The organism is Caulobacter sp. FV2ye17ST (genome assembly GCF_058680955.1).
Window position 1 is genome coordinate 3,655,797 of sequence record NZ_CM178727.1, and the last position, 17,460, is coordinate 3,673,256.

Sequence of the window (17,460 nt, forward strand, 5' to 3'; positions counted from 1 at the left end):
CGCTGTCAGAGCAGACGGCTGCGGATGATCTGCGACAGCAGGTCGATCAGCGACACGGCCACCACGATGACCAGCACGATGCAGCCGGTCTGGTCGTACTGAAATCCGTTGACGGATTCGAGCAGCACCTGGCCGATGCCGCCGGCCCCGATCAGCCCCAGCACGGTGGCCGAGCGGCTGCTGGATTCGAAGCGGTAGAGAGCATAGCTGGTCCACAGCGGCGCGACCTGCGGGATCACGCCCCAGACGATTTCCTGCAGCGGCACGGCGCCGGTGGCGCGCACGCCCTCGACCGGGCCCTTGTCGATCGACTCGACCGCCTCGGCGAACAGCTTGGCCAGCACGCCGCCGGTGTTGAACATCAGGGCCATGACGCCGGCGAACGGGCCAAGGCCCACGGCGGTGATGAAGATCAGGGCGACGACCAGGTCAGGCAGCGAGCGGATCAGGTCCAGCAGCCGCCGGACAGGCTGCTGGATCCACACCGGCGTGATGTTCCGGGCGCCCAGCAGGCCCAGAGGAATGGCGACGATGATGGCCAGGGCCGTGCCCCACAGCGCCATCTGGATGGTCTGCCACATCTTGCCGATATAGGTCGGCCAGTCCATTTCCATGAACAGCTTGGGGTCGCCGAACGGCGCGAAGAAGCCGGTGGCGAACTCGCGCATCCGGCCCGCTTCGGTGAACAGCTGCGGGAACTTGTCGATCTCGGCCGGACGGAAGCTGACGATCAGCAGGCCGATCACCCCGCCCCACAGCAGGATGTCGAAGGCCAGGGCCGAGGCCGACCTCTTGGGCGGCTGCGGGATGGTGTCGCTGCTCATGGACGGTCTCAGTTGGCCGGCGCGGCGACGCCGGCCTTGCCTTCGGCCGCGACGCGCTCGGCCTTGACCGCGTCGAGGGTTTTCTGAGCGGCGGCGATCTTGGCGGCGTCGCCGGTTTCCTTGGCCAGACCAAACTGCTCCAGGGCTTCCATTTCGCGCACCACCAGCAGGTGGGTGTCATCGGCGGCCAGGAAGCCGCCCATCGACAGCTTGGCCAGGTTGGCGCGCTGCTGGGCCGCTTCCGGCGTGTCGCCCTGGCCGTAGGTCAGGAAGAACTGGCGCACTTTTTCCTTGGTGACCGGATCCAGCTTCTTGCGCCAGACGATGGGATCTTCGGGCAGGGTCGGCGACTCCCAGATCACCTTGATCTTGTTGGACTGGGCCCCGCCGCGATTGTCATTGAGACGAAGCGCCGTGGTGTTGTTGGTCGCCGCGTCCAGCTTCTTGTTGGCCACCGCGAACAGGTTGGCGTCATGGCTGGCGCTGAGCACGGTCTTGAAGCAGGTGTCGGGCTTCTTGCCGGCCGGGATGAACACATAGGTCATCGGCGCCAGGGTGCCCGAGGTCGACTTCTTGTCGCCGATGCCGAAGTTCAGCGTCTTGTCGCACTTCAGCAGGTCGGCCAGGGTCAGCTTGCTGTCGGCCGGGACGATGATCACCGACTTGTAGCCGTCGGTGCCCGACGGATCGAAGGTGCGGGCGAACACTTCGCCGCCCGAGCGACGCACGGCTTCCAGGCCCGACTGGTTGGAGAACCAGCCCACATCGGTCTGGTCGGCGCCCATGGCCACGATCAGCGACGAATAGTTGGACGAGAAGAACGGCTTCACCTTCATGCCGGTCTGCTTTTCCATGTCGGCCAGGATGGGCTTCCAGTAGCTCTCCATGTTCTGGGCCGACTCGGTCGACAGGATCGAGAACACGATGGTGTCCTTAGGGCCCTGCGCGGCCGGCTTGGGCGAGCAGGCCGACAGGGCCAGGGCGGCTGCGGCGGCGATGAACAGGCTGCGGCGGATCATTGTGGAGCTCCTTCCCAGAATACGTCCTCGAATTCCGGGCCGTAGATGTCGATGAGTTGTTCGCGTTTCAGGCCGTCGGCCGGGCCGTCATAGACCTTCTTGCCGGCCTTCAGGGCCACGACCCGGTCGCAATAGCGCAGGGCGTAGTCCACCTGGTGCAGGGTGACGACCACGGTCAGGCCGTCGGATTTGTTGAGATCGCGCAGGATCTCCATGACCTTGCGGGCCGAAACCGGATCCAGAGACGCCACCGGCTCGTCGGCCAGGATGATCTTGGCCTTCTGGACCAGGGCCCGGGCGATCGCGCCGCGCTGCTGCTGGCCGCCCGAAAGCGTATTGGCGCGCTGGGCGGCGTAGTCGGAGACCCCCACCCGGTGCAGGGCGGCCATGGTCGCGGTCCTGGTCTCTTCAGGCCAGGCGCCGAACACGCCGCGCCAGAATGGGATGCGCCCCAGCGAGCCCAGGGCCACATTGCTGAACAGCGACAGCCGGCCGACCAGGTTGAATTGCTGGGCGATGAAGCCGATGCGCACCCGGGCCTTGCGGACCTGGTCGCTGACCTTGCCCCTGGCCTGGACCGGACCGCTGAACGCGGTGATGACACCGTCGCCGCTCTTGTCGTCCTTGGGCGCGTCGATGGTCTGCAGACCATCGATCGAGCGCAGGAGCGTGGATTTGCCCGAGCCCGAAGGGCCGATGAGCGCGATCATCTCGCCGCGACGAACGTCGAGCGAAACGGCGTCCAGCGCGCGCCGGGACCCGAAGGTCTTGGAGGCGGCGCGGATCGAGAGAACTGGGTCCGACGTCATGGTCGGGGCGAATCCTTAACGAGGTTTCAGGCGAAGGGGAATGCGTTCACCGCTTTGGCGGCCGTTCGCAATGAATTTGTGACAACCGGTGGATCAATTCGTCTCGGCCTGGCGTTCAAAAAGGAACTTTACATCGGGGGTCTATGCCCCTATTTCGCACTCCTCCGGCGGACCCGAAGTCCTCATAAGCGCTGCTAACGCCGGCCTAGGTTTCACTTCTTGCAGGGGGCTACGTGCATTGCACACGTACCATGAACCCCTGGACCTGGTCCGTGAGCGGTCACCGGAACGTCCCGTCGCACTCGTGCGACCGGACGCGGTGTCGGTAGCGGCGCGCTGGTTCCAGGCAGAATTTAAAGGCGACGTCTTTTACGCGGTGAAGGCCAACCCTTCGCCGTGGGTGATCCGCGAGCTGGTTGACGCCGGCGTGCGGTCGTTCGACGTCGCGTCGCTCAACGAGATCGAGCTGGTGGGCGAGCACGCCCCGGGCTCGCGGATGGCCTTCATGCACCCGGTCAAGAGCCGGGTGGCGATCTCGGCCGCCTATTTCGATCACGGCGTTCGGACGTTCTCGTTCGACACCCACGAAGAGCTGGCCAAGATCCAGGACGCCACCGGCAACGCCAAGGACCTCAACCTGATCGTCCGCATGGGCGTGCAGGCCGAGGGCGCGGCCTACAGCCTGTCGGGCAAGTTCGGCGTCGAGCCGCATGCGGCCCCGGCCCTGCTGCTGGCCGCCCGTCGCGCCACCCAGGATCTGATGGGCGTATCGTTCCACGTCGGCAGCCAGTGCATGCGGCCTACGGCTTACCAAGCCGCGATGGCCCAGGCCTCGCGCGCCCTGGTTCGCGCCGGCGTTCTGGCCGATGTCGTCGATGTCGGCGGCGGCTTTCCGTCGATCTATCCCGGCATGGTTCCGCCGGACATGTCCGAATATCTGGCGGCCATCGACCGCGGCTTCGCCGAGATGATGGTTCACGAGTCGACCCAGCTGTGGTGCGAGCCCGGCCGGGCCCTGGTGGCCGAAGCCTCGTCGCTGCTAGTCAAGGTCGAGCTGAAGAAGGGCGACGCGCTCTATCTGAATGACGGGTCTTATGGCTCGCTGTTCGATGCGGCGCACATGAAGTGGCCCTTCCCGGTCAAGCTGCTGCGCAAGAACGGCGAAGTGGTGGAAGAAGGCCTCAAGCCCTTCCGCTTCTACGGCCCCACCTGCGACAGCGTCGACCACATGCCCGGCCCGTTCTACCTGCCGGAAAGCGTCGACGAGGGCGACTATATCGAGATCGGCATGCTGGGCGCCTATGGCGTGGCCATGTCGACCCGCTTCAACGGCTTTGGCGAGAACGAGACCGTCGAGGTCCAGGACGCGCCGATGGCCTCGATGTACGGCCTGGCCAAACGCTCGATCCCGACCCACAAGCCGGAGTCGGAAGAGCGCAAGGTCGTCCGCTTCTCGCGCCCCAAGGGCGCAGCGGGCAAGCGCAAGCGTCGTCGCTAGTTCGACACCGTTCGCCACTAGATCATTTCTGAGTTAAACCGCGCGCCGCGCTCGACGTTCAAGGACGTCGAGCGCGGTTCGTATTTCCGCTCCCGCCGGTTGCTCCGTCCCGGTGAAGAGCTTGCTTCAACGACGGGCGTCCAAAGTCAGGGAAACCGAAGCGATGAACGCTCCCGTTCCGAACTCCAAGGCCGAGCTCCTCCAGAACGTGGTCGAGCACATCGACATCGCGGCCTTCGACGCCCGCCCGATCATCGACGCCATGCGCAAGATGTCGTTCAGCAGCCGCGACACCGCCCGCGCCGCCGACATCTTCAACATGGCCCTGGAAGACAAGTCCTGCTCGCCGTGGCTGATCCTGGCCGGCTCCACCTCGGCCGGCGGCTGCATGCACGTCTACCGCGACATGGTGCAGAACGGCATGATCGACGCCGTGGTCGCCACCGGCGCCTCGATCGTCGACATGGATTTCTTCGAGGCCCTGGGCTTCAAGCACTATCAGGCCGCCGGCCCGGTCGACGACAACGTGCTGCGCGAGAACTATATCGACCGCATCTACGACACCTATATCGACGAGGAAGAGCTCCAGAACTGCGATCACACGATCCTGGAGATCTGCAACGCCCTCGAGCCGCGCGCCTATTCCAGCCGCGAGTTCATCTGGGAAATGGGCAAGTGGCTGTCCGAAGGCAACGCCAAGAAGTCCGGCTCGCTGATCCAGACCGCCTATGAGCAGGGCGTGCCGATCTTCTGCCCGGCCTTCGTCGACAGCTCGGCCGGCTTTGGCCTGGTCAAGCACCAGAAGGAGCGCATCGCCGCCAAGCAGCCCTATCTGATGATCGACGCGGTCGCCGACTTCCGCGAACTGACCGACATCAAGATCGCGGCCGGCACGACGGGCCTGTTCATGGTGGGCGGCGGCGTTCCCAAGAACTTCGCCCAGGACACCGTGGTCTGCGCCGAGATCCTCGGCGTCGAGGCCGACATGCACAAGTACGCCATCCAGATCACCGTCGCCGACGTCCGCGACGGCGCCTGCTCGTCCTCGACCCTGAAAGAGGCCGCCAGCTGGGGCAAGGTCAACACCACCCACGAGCAGATGGTGTTCGCCGAAGCCACCACCGTGGTGCCGCTGATCGCCTCGGACGCCTATCACCGCGAAGCCTGGAAGGGCCGCGAGCGTCCGCGCTGGAACAAGCTGTTCGGCAAGTAGCCGCGCAAGGCCAAACACCAAGGGCCCTCGGGATCGCTCCCGGGGGCCTTTTTTGTGCGCTAGGCCGTGACGATCAGCCAGGTCGCGTAGCCGCCATAGGCTGCGAGAAGGCCCAGTCCCGCGGCGCGGCCGATACGGCCCTGGCCATAGGCCAGCAGCACCAGGGCGATGGTGGCCAGGCCCATGACCCAGGCGTCGACCTCGACAATCGAGGCCGGCGTCGAGATCGGGCGCACCAGCGCGGTCACGCCCAGGATTCCCAGCATATTGTAGAGGTTCGAGCCGATCACATTGCCCAGCGCCATGTCGGATTGTCGGCGCAGGGCGGCGATCACGCTGGTGACCAGTTCGGGCGCCGAAGTGCCGACCGCGACGATCGTGAGGCCGATGACCGTATCAGACACGCCGGCGATCCGCGCGAAACTGATGGCGTTGCCGACGAGCAGGTCCGCGCCGTAGATCGTCAGGCCGATCCCAAAAATGGCGACGGCGATCGCCGTCGGCAGCCGGGGCAAGGCCGTTGTGGCGTGCTCGTCCAGGAGTTCGGGCCGCTTGCGGTCGGCCAGCCACACCCAGATCACATAGGCCGCGAGGAGACCCAGGCCGGCCAGACCCATGGGCCGGGTCAGTTCACCAGTGGTCAGCGCGGCCACGCAGGCCGCTGTCGCCACCAGCAGGACGATAATGTCGCGCCGGACGGCTCGCCGATCGGAGACGATGGGCGCGATCGCCGCCGTCAGCCCAAGCACCAGCAGGATGTTGGAGATGTTGGAGCCCACGACATTGCCAATGGCGATGCCGGGCGATCCGGCATGAGCCGCCTGCAGACTGGTGACAAGTTCCGGTGTCGAGGTGCCGAAACCCACCAGGGTCAGGCCAATCAGCAAGGGGCTGACGCCCAGCCGCCGCGCCGCCGCGACCGCGCCGCGCACCAGCAGCTCTCCGCCCAGGCCCAGCAGGATCAATCCCACCGCCAAGCCAAACCAGATGCTCATCACCGCCCCCTGAAAGCCCTGTCCCGCGATCATGCCATCAAAACATGACCGCTGCAGGCATCCTCCGCCAAGAGTTGGTCGGGCGCTTGCGCCGAGCCCTCCCCCCCTCTACCTCTTGGCCATGGCCCATGCCGCTTGCGATCACGATCACGACCACCACGGCGTCGCCGGTTCCGCCCTCGCGGCTGAACTGGAGGCCGCAGAGGCCCGCTGCGCGGCCGCCGACCAGCGCCTGACCGCGCCCCGCCGGCGGGTGCTGGAACTGCTGCTGGAAGCCGGCCAGCCGGTGAAGGCCTATGACCTGATCTCGACCTACGCGGTCGATGGTCCGCCGGCCAAGCCGCCGACCGTCTATCGGGCGCTCGATTTCCTCGAAAAGCAGGGCTTCGCCCACCGCATCGAGAGCCTCAACGCCTATGTCGCCTGCCGCAAGGAAGCCGACGGCCACGCCGCCGCCTTCCTGATCTGCGACTGCTGCGGGGCCACGCGCGAAATCGAGCCCCGGGCCAGCGCCGAGATCATCGCCGCCGGCGCCGCGGCCGGTTACACCCTGACCGGGGTGACGATCGAAGCGCACGGGCTGTGCGGGGACTGCCGCTCATAATTTTCGCTCTTCCCGGCAAGGGCCGGGACCCAGATCGAACCCACGGCACAGAGACTTCAAACACAGAATTCAGGCGCGTCATCCCCAAACGCTCAGGCTGAATCTGGGCCCCGGCCTTCGCCGGGGAGAGCGGAGTTTTGAGGTGTCGGAACTCCGAGGCCTCCCCCCTGTTGTCTCCTCGCACCCAAGGAGACGACCATGGCTGACCATCCCAATACCAAGGGCCGCGAAAAGAACGCCGCCGAACCGCTGGGCCAATCCACCGCCCTGGGCGGCAAGGACAAGATCCAGAAGACCGGCGAACGTTCCCGCGAGGCGGCCGGCCCCGATGGCCCCGACGCGACCGAGATCGGCGATACGTTCAAGCGCAAGCCCGGCAGGCACTAGCGGACACCGGCCGAACCCCGCTAGGTTCGAACGACCGTTCAACCCGCCGAGACGCCGCCATGACGACCGCTGAGACCCTGCCCGGCGTCGAGATCTGGCGCGGCGGGGTGAACACCTGGGACTGCGACGAGATGGGGCACATGAATGTGCGCCACTATATCGTCCGCGCCATGGAGGGCCTGGCGGGGCTGGCGGCGGAGCTGGGCCTGCCCCACGCCTTCACCCCCTACGCCAACGCCACCCTGCTGGTGAAGGAGCATCACGTCCGCTTCCTGCGCGAGGCCCATGCCGGCGCGACCCTGCACATGCTGGGCGGGGTGATCGAGATCAGCGACACCGAAGCCAAACTTCTGCAGCTGCTGGTCCACTCGGCCACCGGTGAACTGGCCGCCACCTTCCAGACCACGGTCGTCCACGCCACGCCGCGCGAGGGCGAGGTCTTCCCCTGGCCCCGGATCACCCGCGAGCGCGCTGCTGCGCTGATGGTCGAGGTCCCGGAAAAGGCCCGCGCCCGCAGCATCGACCTGTCGCCCTTCACCCCTACCGCCAGCCTGGAGCGCGCCCAGACGCTGGGTCTGCAGCGGATCGGTCTGGGCGCCCTGTCGCCGACCGAGTGCGACGTCTTTGGCCGCATGCGCGCAGAGCAGTTCATCGGCCGGGTCTCAGACGGCATCGGCAGCTTCATCGGCCCGTTCCGCGACGTGATCGTCGACCACGCCGACCACAAGCCGACACGGTTTGGCGGGGCGGTGCTGGAATACCGGCTGGCCTATCTGCGCTGGCCCCAGGCCGGCGACCGGGTCGAGCTGCGCTCGGGCCTGATCGGCGCCGACCCGCGCACCATGCGCATGGCCCACTGGATGATCGACCCCGCCACGGGCCTGGCCTGGGGCACGTCGGAGGCCGTGGCCATCACCTTCGATCTGGACGCCCGCAAGGCGGTGCCGATCAGCCCGGCGGCGCAGGCGGCGCTCAAGGCGTCTTCGGTGGAGGGGCTTACCCTTTAATCCACTCTTCCCGGCGAAGGCCGGGACCCAGATCGAAACCTGATCGATTCAAGACTTGGCTAAGCCCGCAGGCGAGTCATCCCCAAATTCTCCGGATGAATCTGGGTCCCGGCGTTGGCTTCGCCGCCCTTCGGGTCGCCGGGAAGAGCGGGTTTCTAACGCGTCGCCATCGCGAAGATCGCGTCCCGCGCCAGGTCCGGGCGCTCCATCGGCAGGAAGTGGCTGGTTCCGGCCACCGTCTCGACCGTCACGTCGCGGCCGCGACGGGCGAAGCTGTCGCCGGCCCGGCAGGTCGAGCCGCGCTCGGCTTTCAGGATCCGCACCGGACCGACGACCTTGCGGATCGCCCGCCACGGATCGTGGGCCTGGGCCGAATAGTTGGAGGCTTCCCACGCCGGCGCGCAGGCCAGTTCCACCTTGCCGTCGTCTCGATCGACGAAGCCGCCGTCGACATAGTCGGCCAGCATGGTCTCGGGCCATGTCTTGAAGGCTCCGCGACCGGTATAGGCGGCGACCACCGCCTCGCGATCGTCGAAGACGGCGCGGCGGCGCGAGGCGGCCTGGGCGATGGGCATCTTCTTCCACAGCGCGCCCGAGGTCCAAGGAACCTGGGCGTACAGGGCCACCAGACGCGGCATGATCACCGGGTCCAGCAGGACGAGGCCCTTCACGGCGTCGGGGCACGCGGCGGCGGCCAGCAGGCTGACCGTGCCGCCCATCGAATGTCCGGCCAGCACCACCGGCGGACCGTTCAGGACCTTGAGCAGGGCGACCAGATCATCGCGCAGGTCGAGCCAGGAACGACGGCCCTCGCCTTTCGCGGCCAGGGTCGTGGCGCCGTGGCCGCGCTGGTCGACAGCCAGCACGCGCAGGCCGGCCGCCAGCGGGGCCAGCAGGCTGTTATAGGTCTGGGCGTTGAAGCCGTTGGCGTGGACGAAGACCACGTCGATCGCCCGATCCTGCGGACCAAACTCCAGCGCCGCCATCTCGCCGGGACCGGCGGGGCTGTCGATGGCGATCATGCGCCTTCGGGGTTGTCGAAACACGGCCGCGTCCATCGGCGAGGGTCCTTCTGCGGCTCCCCATCAAGATAGGGCCGCCACCGGGCCGCGTCCATGGAGCCTGACGCCGCGCCCCTGACGAATGCTGAACCCTCTCCCAGAGGGAGAGGGAGGGGCCCGCCGCGAAGCGGTGGGAGGGTGAGGGGTTACGCCGTCAACCGGCGCGCCGGCACTCCGTCGAACACCGTAACCCCTCACCCCGACCCTCTCCCTATGGGAGAGGGAGCTTGTCAGCGCCTAGGCCTGGGTCAGTTGCCACTCGCCGCGATTGTCCTGGCAAGCGCTGTAGCGTTCGCTGGTCGGACGCTGGCCCGAGGTCGAGATCGAGGCGTTGATCACGCGGCACGAGGCGGCGACGGTCTGCAACGGACGCACCAGGCTCGGCGCCACATAGCCGACCGCATAGCCGCTCTGGCCGACCAGGATCCAGCCGCCGTTTGGGGCCGAGCCCAGGGCGTCAAAGGCCTGACCGGCGACCAGCTTGCCGACGACTTTGCCCTTGGTCGAAGGGCTGGAGCGCATGTTGACCGTGCTGCCGGCCGCGTACTGGCCGCCCAGGGCGTCATAGCTGGGCAGGGACTGCACGCCCGAGGCGAAGCGCAGGTTGCGGCTGTCGACGGGCGGGCCATAGCTGGACGAGACCACGTCGATGCGGCCCGAGGCGCCGGTGCGCGAATTGCTCCAGGTCTGGGGCTGGCCGGTTTCCAGCGCCTTCTTCGTGGCCTGCTGGGCCAGGGCGGTGTCGGTCGACTGCATGCGGCAGCCGATATAGGAACCCGCCGCCGCGCCGGCGGCCGCGCCGACCAGGGCGCCGAGGGTCTTTTCGTTCTTGGCCACCTTGCTGCCCAGGAACGCGCCGGCGGCCGCACCGATCAGGGCCCCGCCTTCCTGCTTCTTGCCCGAGCCTTCGCACGAGAAGAGGCTGCTCAGGCCCTTGGACTGGGCCAGGACGGGGGCCGGAACGGCCAGGCTGGCGCCGGCCAGGGCGGCGATGGCGAGCAGGGCGGGGGTCGTCTTCATGGGTCTTCCCTCTGTCTTGGCCGACGGTTGTGCGGCCGGCCTTCCGCAAAGTCAGTGTTGGCGCCGCGTCCGGTCCGCGAGATAGTCCCTTATCAACGATAAGGGAGGACGTCATGAGCGCCCACGATCACGCAGACTATACGTGTTTCAAGGTCGAGATCGAGGCTGGCGTCGCGCACATCCAGCTCAAACGTCCCGAGGCCATGAACACTATGACACGGGCCTTCTGGAACGAGCTTCCCGCAATTGTAAAACACATTGACGACAACGCCCTGGCGCGTTGCATCGTCATCACCTCGACCGGCAAGCACTTCTCGGCCGGCATGGAGCTTTCGGTGTTCACCGACGGCGAGGGCGTCACCGAGGAACGGACGGGCGACCGCCATGTGGCCGGCGAGAGCTTCCGCCACCATGTCCACCACCTGCAGAACACCTTCACCTGCCTGGACAAGGCCCGCATGCCGGTGATCGTCGCCATCCAGGGCGGCTGCATCGGCGGGGCGGTCGATTTCGTCAGCGCCTGCGACATCCGCTACGCCACGTCGGACGCCTTCTTCTGCATCCAGGAGATCAATATCGGCATGACCGCCGATGTCGGCACCTTCCCGCGCCTGTGCAAGCTGATCCCCGAAGGCTGGGTGCGCGAGCTGGCCTATACTGGCCGCCGTCTGCCGGCGGGGCGGGCGCGCGACATCGGCCTGGTCAACGAGACCTTCGACAGCCACGAGGCCCTGATCGCCCACGCCTTCGCCACCGCCCGCGAGATCGCCGAAAAGTCGCCCCTGGCCGTGGCCGGCAGCAAGGTGATGATCAACTACGCCCGCGACCACACCATCGCCGACGGCCTGGACTATATCGCCACCTGGCAGACGGGCATGTTCGCAGGATCGCACATGGCCGAGGCGTTCAAGGCGAAGATGGAAAAGCGGCCAGCCGACTTCCCCGACCTGCTGCCGCTCAAGAAGAAGATGTAGCCTTAGCCGGCAGTTCAGCGCCCGTCAGGTCGCAACCCTCGAGGCGGGCTCTGGTCAGGTCCGCCTCGATGAACCGGGCGCGCGGCGCGCTGGCCCCGGTCAGATTGGCGCCGCGCAGCACCGCGCGGCTCAGATCGGTGCGGAGGAACCGGTCCTCGGCGATCTTCAGCGGCCCCAGCTTGGCGCCGGTCAGGTCGGCCTTCGCCAGCTGGGCCCCTACCAGGCGCGCGCCGCGCAGGTCGGCGTTCTTGAACTTCACGCCGCGCAGGTCCGCGCCCATCAGATTGGCGCCCTGAAGATGGACGCCTTCCAGGTCCATGCCGAACAGAACCGCCCCCGGCGCCGACAGGCCGGCCAGCCGGCGGTTCTTCAGGCGCTTCAGGGGCCGGAAATCAACTTCATCCACCCGGGCGATCGCGCCCTCGCGGCCCTCGGACCGGACAAAGGCCTCGTGCGCGTCCAGCACATCGGTCAGCGGCAGGTCGTCGACATAGATGATCGGCGGCGGGGCGCGCAGCACCTCGGCCATGTCGACGTCTTCCAGATTGGCGCCGGACAGATCGGTCCCGACCAGAACGGCCCGCCGCAGCGAGACCTTGGCCATGTCGGCATTGTGCAGATTGGCGCCCGACAGGTCGGCGCCGTCCATGCGGGCATTGGCCAGCTTGGCGCCCTGCAGGCTGACGCCGGTCATGTCGGCGTCGCTGAAATCGGCGGCCTGGGCGAAGGCGCCCGACATCTGGGCCCCGGCCAGCTTGGCCCCGTTCAGCAGGGCGTAGTCCAGCTCGCCCGGACGGGTGGAATGCTTGAGGATCCGCAGACCCTTGGTGTCGTCCTGCACGGCGGTGACGCCCTCGCGCAGGTCGCAGGCCGACAGATCGGCGCCCGACAGATTGGCCCCGCGGAGGCAGACGCCGCGCATGTCGGCCCGGGTCAGGTCGCAGTCGCGCAGGTCGGCGTCGCGCAGGTCGGCGCCGTACAGCGTCGCTCGTACCAGCTTGGCGCGCGCCATCATCGCCCCGCCCAGCAGCGCGCCGGTCAGGTTGGCCTCCGAGAGATCGCGCCCCTCGAAATTGTAGTTGTTGAGATTCACATACGAGAAATTGGCGCGCCGCCCGGCCGGCAGGCCCTTCAGGAAGCGGCCGTGCGCGTCCATCACCTCCCGGACGGCGGAGGCGTGCAGGGAGCGGATCAGGCTGGGTCTGGCAGCGGCGGACATGCGGGCTGAAGCGCCTCTCGAGAGCGACGGAACCTCACACATCAACTTTAAGGAAAGGTTCACCCCTGCCTCGAAAGGGGCGCGCCCCGGCTCGGCGCGGCCACGGGCGAGAAACTAATGGCCCCTGACGGAACGAAGAACGGCAAGCTCTGCCGCAATCCCGGCTTAACCTTGATCACTTAAGCCTTTACCGTCGTTGTTGACGCTTTGAAGGACCACCCGCGCATGACTCAGGCGTCATCCGTTCCGCCAGGAGCCACGCAGTTGAGCGTCGCGGGAGAAGAACAGGCCGGAGACCTCAGCACCTTCTTCCGGGTTTCACTGGATCTGCTGATCATTCGGGACCTGGAAGGCCGGGTCCTGAAGGCCAGCGACTCCTGGCGCACCGCCCTGGGGCATTCTCCGGAAGAGATGGAAAGCCAGCCGCTGCTGCGCCTGGTTCATCCCGGCGACCTGCCCGGCACCCTCAGCAGCGTGCAGGAGGTCGAACAGCGCCGGGCGGGTGATCCGGTGCTGGGCTTCATCAATCGCTATCGTCACCGAGACGGCCACTACCGGACCCTGGAGTGGCGGGCCCAACGGTTTGGCGACCGCATCTATGGCGTGGCGCGCGACGTGACCGACCGGGTCGCGGCCGAACGCGAGCTGATCGAGGCCAAGGCGGCGGCCGAGGCGGCCAATCGCGCCAAATCCGAATTCCTGGCCAATATGAGCCATGAGATCCGCACGCCGCTGAATGGCGTGATCGGCATCATCGACGCCCTGTCGCGCACCTCGCTGAGCCCCGAACAGGCCGAGATGGTCGCCCTGGTCCGCGACTCGGGCGTGACCCTGGAGCGGCTGGTGTCGGACTTCCTGGACGTCTCGAAGATCGAGGCCGGCCAACTTCAGCTGGAATCCCGGCCCTTCGATCTGGAACAGACCCTGCGCCCCTGTATCGAGGTCATGCGCTACCACGCCGAAGACAAGGGGCTGGCGTTCACGGTGGAGCGCGAGGCCCTGGCGCGGGGCCGCTTCGTGGGCGACGGCACGCGCATCGGCCAGATCGTGGGCAACCTGCTCTCCAACGCCATCAAGTTCACCCAGACCGGCGGCGTCACCCTCCGCATCGGCTTGGTCGAGACGCCCGACACCACGGAACTGACCCTGACGGTCGAGGACACCGGGGTCGGGTTCGACGCCAGCCACGCGCCGCGTCTGTTCAACCGGTTCAGCCAGGCCGATGAAACGATCAGCCGACGGTTTGGCGGCACCGGGCTTGGCCTGTCGATCTGCCACTCCCTGGCGCAGATGATGGGCGGCGAGATTTCCGCCAGTTCCGAGCCGGGGGTCGGCAGCCGGTTTGTCGTCGCCCTGCCCCTGCGCCGCGGAGAGACCCTGGCCGCCTATGACGCGCGCGACGAGCAGGCCGCGCCCGCGACCAGCCAACGCTTCGAGCGCCCGCTGCGCGTGCTGCTGGCGGAGGACCACCCCACCAACCAGCGCGTGGTCCAGCTGATCCTGGCCAGCCAGGGCGCTGTGCTGGTGACGGTCGGCGACGGGGTCGAGGCGGTGGCGGCGTTCGCCGACAGCGCGTTCGACGTGGTGTTGATGGACATGCAGATGCCGCGCATGGACGGCCTGACCGCCACCCGCGCCATCCGCGCCCTGGAAGCCGCACGCGGCGCCACGCCGACGCCCATCGTGATGCTCAGCGCCAACGCCATGGCCGAGCATCGGGTCGAGGCGGCAGCCGCGGGGGCCAACCTGCATGTGGCCAAGCCGATCACCGCCGCCAACCTGCTGACCGGCATCCAGGAAGCCCTGTCGACGATCTAGCCCGAGCGGACCTGGTCGGGGGCGCGTTGCCCTACAGCCAGCCCTTGCGCTTGAACCACAGCAACGGCCCGATGGCGGCGGCGAACATCAGGCCCAGCGCCATGGGATAGCCCTCCATCCAGCGCAGCTCGGGCATGTGTTCGAAGTTCATGCCATAGACCCCGGCGATCAGGGTCGGCGGCAGGAAGACGGCCGAGAACACCGAGAAGATCTTGAAGATCGAGTTCTGCTCGATGTTGATCAGGCCCAGGGCCGCGTCGAGCAGGAAGGTGATGTTGCTCGACACATAGCTGGAATGGTCGGTGATCGACTGTACGTCGCGCTGCAGGGATTTGAGGTGGTCGCGCAGCTCGCGGTCGCCCTCGAACTGGTCGGCCAGGGAGGCGAAACTGAGCAGGCGGGCCAGGCTGACCAGGCTGTCGCGGGCCTTGGAATTGATGTTCTGGGCTCGGCCCAGGCGGTTGAGGATCTGCTCGAAGGCCCCGCCGCGCGGCCGGCTGAAGATGGCGCGGGACTGGGTTTCGACCTCGCTGGCCGTGCGCTCGATGATGTCGGCGGTGCGGTCGATGATGGCGTCCAGCAGGCCCAGAAAGGTCTGGGGCCCGCCGGGGCACAGGCTGGGCTGGCGTTCGGCCTGGGCGGCGAACACCGAGAAGGCGCGCGGCTCGACATAGCGGATGGTGACCAGGCGCTGGCCGACCAGCACGAAGGTCACCGGGGCGGCGGTCGGCAGGTCGCCGTCGGCATTGACCAGGATGGTGGCGGTCATGAAGGTGCCGCCGTCCTCCTGATAGAGCCGGGACGACGCCTCGATCTCGGCCATCTCTTCGCGGGTGGGCAGCAGCACGCCGATGGCCTGTTCGACGGCCACCTCCTCGGCGCGCGAGGGATCGACCAGCTCGATCCACACCGCGTCGTCCGGCAGGCGCCAGTCGCGGCCCGCGTCGCCGGTCTCGAAGCCCGGCGCGCCATGGCGCAGAATTCTCAGCATAGATCGGCGAGCCTCGTCACGCGCCGGGAATGACCCAGCGCATGGCTCGCGTCAATCTCGGCGCAACTAGCGGGGCGCGGCCGGCTTGTCGTCTTCGGGGGCGCCGCCCGAAGCGGCGGCGATCAGGGCGGCGATCCGGTCGGTCGAGTCGGCGGCCTGGTTGATGATGTCCAGCGGCGAGGCGCGGACCGAGGCGGCCACCTGGTTGGCGGCGGACTTGGCCAGCGAAACGGCGGCGTCCTGGGCCAGGGCCAGCTTGCTGGTGGCCACGGCGATCTTGGTGGCCTGGGCGTTCTGATAGATGAAGCCGTGGGTCGGATAGACGGTGGTGCCCAGATCGCGGATCGGATCGTACCAGACCTTGACCTGGGTCCAGTCGCCGGCCGGCGAGACGTCGACAACGGTGACGTCCTGTTCGACCTGGCCGCGGGTTCCGTTCATCACCGACCAGTTCGCGTGGGTGACCTGGATGACGCGATCGGTCAGCACCTGGCTGACGAAGGCGACGTGGCCGAGGTTCATGCGGCCGGTGGGCTTGAAGGACAGCACAGAGCCGATCTTGGGGGTGGCGCCGGTGTCGTACTTGCCGGCGGCCTGGCCCCACCAGGTGCGGGCGTCACCGAAGATTTGAATGCCCGACATCAGACGCGCGAACGGCACACACTGCCAGTACCCGTCAGCCACCGCGCCGGAAACCGGCATCAGGCTGATCATGGCGGCGGCTGCGATGGAACCCCACAGGGTCCTCGTCCGTTTCGTCATGCTGTGGGTACTCCCCCGTGTCACTGGGCCAAGCAGTAACCTTGCCAGCGACAAGTGAAAAGAGTGTTTCTTAGGCGCCGGCCGCGACAGGTCGTCGCTGGGCCCGGCGTTGAGCCCAAGATTTCATGTGCTCCCGGGCCGGTTTTTCGATCAGATGATAGGACGCGGCCGAGAGCGGGATCAGCGCGGCGACAATCACGGCCCAGATCAGCAGGGGCAGTTGCTCGCCCTCGATACCCAGGAGTTTCGTCGCTGCATTGACCGAAATGATCTTCCACGGAATGCAGATCATATAGGTCGAATAGCTGATCTCGCCCAGATAGACGAAGATGCTCTGACTGGCGAAGGTCGAGCCGCTGGCGGCCAGGCTGGCTAGGGTAAAAATCAGACCGCCCAGCACCGCCACAATGACCGGATCGGGGGCGCCAAGCTGAACGGCGCCCACAACCAGGGCGCCCATGATCGCCGCGCCCGGCGCGGCGAGTCGGCCCGGGATGACGCCGGAGCGCCACAGGGCGTGCAGGGCGCAGCCATAGGCGAAGCAGGGCACGATGCGGAGCGCGCCCCACTTGATGGTGGCCTGCGTCAACGGGAACCCGGCCAGGCGTTCAAAGGCCGGATAGAGGATGACGATGAAGGTCAGGGCCAGGGCCACGGCCACGAACGGCCGCGCGTGCAGCTTCCAGGCGACGAAGGCGAAGGCGGGGAAGCTGAGATAGGCGAACCACTCGGCCGAGATCGACCACGAGGCGTGGTTCCAGCCCGACACCGGCGCGAAGCCCCAGGCGTGAACCAGCAGCAGATTGGCCGGCAGGGCCTCCCACGAGACGATATTGTGACCGACCACGATGCCGGCCAGGCTGGCCACGCCGGCCATCAGGCCCACGCCCAGCAGAGTAGCCAGGTGCAGCGGATAGACCCGCGCCAGCCGGTTCCACAGGAAGTCGCCGTAGCGGAACCGCCCCTGGCCAAAGCCCTGCAGATAGACATGGCAGAGGATGAAACCCGACAGGGTGAAGAAGGCCTCGACGCCCAGATAGCCCTTGGTCGCGACCGCCGGCGTGAAACCGACCGCCAGATTGGGCCAGTAGTGGAACAACACCACCCAGAAGGCGGCGAAGAACCTAAGCGCGGTCAGGGGCTTGATATTGGCGGCGTCGGGCATACTTGTGGTCCGGTTTGGCGAAGCCTGGGGGCTTCCGTCACGTTCCCTTGCATGGACGGGGCCCACGGAGGGGTGGGTCGAGACGCTTTTCCAG

At 67.2% G+C, this 17,460-nt stretch carries 18 protein-coding genes; 7 read left to right on the plus strand and 11 right to left on the minus strand.

What is annotated here, in order from left to right; genetic code table 11:
* Positions 1-5 precede the first annotated feature (5 nt).
* Genes phnE through phnC form a run of 3 tightly spaced genes read right to left on the minus strand, consistent with a single transcriptional unit; the run spans position 6 to position 2,652 of the window.
* Positions 6-824: a phosphonate ABC transporter, permease protein PhnE gene (phnE, locus tag ACW17V_RS17510; RefSeq protein WP_492106324.1), complete on the minus strand. Its 819-nt coding sequence runs from the start codon at positions 822-824 to the stop codon at positions 6-8.
* 8 nt (positions 825-832) lie between these two features.
* Positions 833-1,843 (minus strand): phosphate/phosphite/phosphonate ABC transporter substrate-binding protein, encoded by a 1,011-nt coding sequence (gene phnD / locus ACW17V_RS17515; protein ID WP_492106325.1) that lies wholly within the window; start codon positions 1,841-1,843, stop codon positions 833-835.
* Complete coding sequence (phnC, locus tag ACW17V_RS17520) at positions 1,840-2,652, minus strand: phosphonate ABC transporter ATP-binding protein (protein WP_492106326.1); 813 nt, start codon at positions 2,650-2,652, stop codon at positions 1,840-1,842. The genes phnD and phnC overlap by 4 nt, the downstream gene beginning before the upstream one ends.
* A gap of 238 nt (positions 2,653-2,890) precedes the next feature.
* Between phnC and ACW17V_RS17525 the strand changes: the two genes are divergently transcribed.
* A complete protein-coding gene (locus tag ACW17V_RS17525; RefSeq protein WP_492106327.1) occupies positions 2,891-4,150 on the plus strand; it encodes a type III PLP-dependent enzyme in 1,260 nt (419 codons plus the stop codon).
* Positions 4,151-4,313: 163 nt separating this feature from the next.
* Positions 4,314-5,363 (plus strand): 1,9-bis(guanidino)-5-aza-nonane synthase, encoded by a 1,050-nt coding sequence (locus ACW17V_RS17530; RefSeq protein WP_492106328.1) that lies wholly within the window; start codon positions 4,314-4,316, stop codon positions 5,361-5,363.
* A gap of 59 nt (positions 5,364-5,422) precedes the next feature.
* On the opposite strand, the gene ACW17V_RS17535 is transcribed toward ACW17V_RS17530, so the two are convergent.
* Positions 5,423-6,358, minus strand: a complete 936-nt coding sequence (locus tag ACW17V_RS17535; RefSeq protein ID WP_492106329.1) for a calcium/sodium antiporter — start codon at positions 6,356-6,358, stop codon at positions 5,423-5,425.
* A gap of 121 nt (positions 6,359-6,479) precedes the next feature.
* Here ACW17V_RS17535 and ACW17V_RS17540 point away from each other — a divergent pair, with 121 nt between their 5' ends.
* From ACW17V_RS17540 to ACW17V_RS17550, 3 genes are all read left to right on the plus strand, one after another.
* Positions 6,480-6,962 carry a transcriptional repressor gene (locus ACW17V_RS17540; RefSeq protein WP_492106330.1) on the plus strand — a complete coding sequence of 161 codons (483 nt, stop codon included), beginning with the start codon at positions 6,480-6,482 and terminating at the stop codon, positions 6,960-6,962.
* A gap of 198 nt (positions 6,963-7,160) precedes the next feature.
* Complete coding sequence (locus ACW17V_RS17545) at positions 7,161-7,349, plus strand: hypothetical protein (RefSeq protein WP_492106331.1); 189 nt, start codon at positions 7,161-7,163, stop codon at positions 7,347-7,349.
* A gap of 59 nt (positions 7,350-7,408) precedes the next feature.
* The gene (locus ACW17V_RS17550; protein WP_492106332.1) at positions 7,409-8,356 is read left to right on the plus strand and encodes a thioesterase family protein; all 948 of its coding nucleotides are present in this window, start codon (positions 7,409-7,411) and stop codon (positions 8,354-8,356) included.
* 155 nt (positions 8,357-8,511) lie between these two features.
* Here ACW17V_RS17550 and ACW17V_RS17555 read toward each other — a convergent pair whose 3' ends face one another.
* Genes ACW17V_RS17555 through ACW17V_RS17565 form a run of 3 tightly spaced genes read right to left on the minus strand, consistent with a single transcriptional unit; the run spans position 8,512 to position 10,437 of the window.
* Complete coding sequence (locus ACW17V_RS17555; protein ID WP_492106333.1) at positions 8,512-9,414, minus strand: alpha/beta fold hydrolase; 903 nt, start codon at positions 9,412-9,414, stop codon at positions 8,512-8,514.
* 27 nt (positions 9,415-9,441) lie between these two features.
* Complete coding sequence (locus ACW17V_RS17560) at positions 9,442-9,651, minus strand: hypothetical protein (protein WP_492108823.1); 210 nt, start codon at positions 9,649-9,651, stop codon at positions 9,442-9,444.
* A gap of 3 nt (positions 9,652-9,654) precedes the next feature.
* A complete protein-coding gene (locus ACW17V_RS17565) occupies positions 9,655-10,437 on the minus strand; it encodes an SH3 domain-containing protein (RefSeq protein WP_492106334.1) in 783 nt (260 codons plus the stop codon).
* Between the two features lie 113 nt (positions 10,438-10,550).
* Between ACW17V_RS17565 and ACW17V_RS17570 the strand changes: the two genes are divergently transcribed.
* Complete coding sequence (locus ACW17V_RS17570) at positions 10,551-11,411, plus strand: crotonase/enoyl-CoA hydratase family protein (protein WP_492106335.1); 861 nt, start codon at positions 10,551-10,553, stop codon at positions 11,409-11,411.
* Here the strand turns inward: ACW17V_RS17570 and ACW17V_RS17575 are convergent.
* A complete protein-coding gene (locus ACW17V_RS17575) occupies positions 11,395-12,630 on the minus strand; it encodes a pentapeptide repeat-containing protein (protein WP_492106336.1) in 1,236 nt (411 codons plus the stop codon). The genes ACW17V_RS17570 and ACW17V_RS17575 overlap by 17 nt on opposite strands.
* A 264-nt stretch (positions 12,631-12,894) precedes the next feature.
* On the opposite strand from ACW17V_RS17575, the gene ACW17V_RS17580 reads away from it, so the two are divergent.
* On the plus strand, positions 12,895-14,448 hold the full coding sequence (locus ACW17V_RS17580) for an ATP-binding protein (RefSeq protein ID WP_492106337.1): 1,554 nt from the start codon (positions 12,895-12,897) through the stop codon (positions 14,446-14,448).
* 31 nt (positions 14,449-14,479) lie between these two features.
* Here the strand turns inward: ACW17V_RS17580 and ACW17V_RS17585 are convergent, their stop codons facing one another.
* From ACW17V_RS17585 to ACW17V_RS17595, 3 genes are all read right to left on the minus strand, one after another.
* The gene (locus ACW17V_RS17585; RefSeq protein ID WP_492106338.1) at positions 14,480-15,439 is read right to left on the minus strand and encodes a magnesium transporter CorA family protein; all 960 of its coding nucleotides are present in this window, start codon (positions 15,437-15,439) and stop codon (positions 14,480-14,482) included.
* A 66-nt stretch (positions 15,440-15,505) separates the two neighbouring features.
* Positions 15,506-16,201 carry a CHAP domain-containing protein gene (locus ACW17V_RS17590; protein WP_492106339.1) on the minus strand — a complete coding sequence of 232 codons (696 nt, stop codon included), beginning with the start codon at positions 16,199-16,201 and terminating at the stop codon, positions 15,506-15,508.
* Between the two features lie 70 nt (positions 16,202-16,271).
* Complete coding sequence (locus ACW17V_RS17595; protein ID WP_492106340.1) at positions 16,272-17,366, minus strand: acyltransferase family protein; 1,095 nt, start codon at positions 17,364-17,366, stop codon at positions 16,272-16,274.
* Between the last annotated feature and the right edge of the window lie 94 nt (positions 17,367-17,460).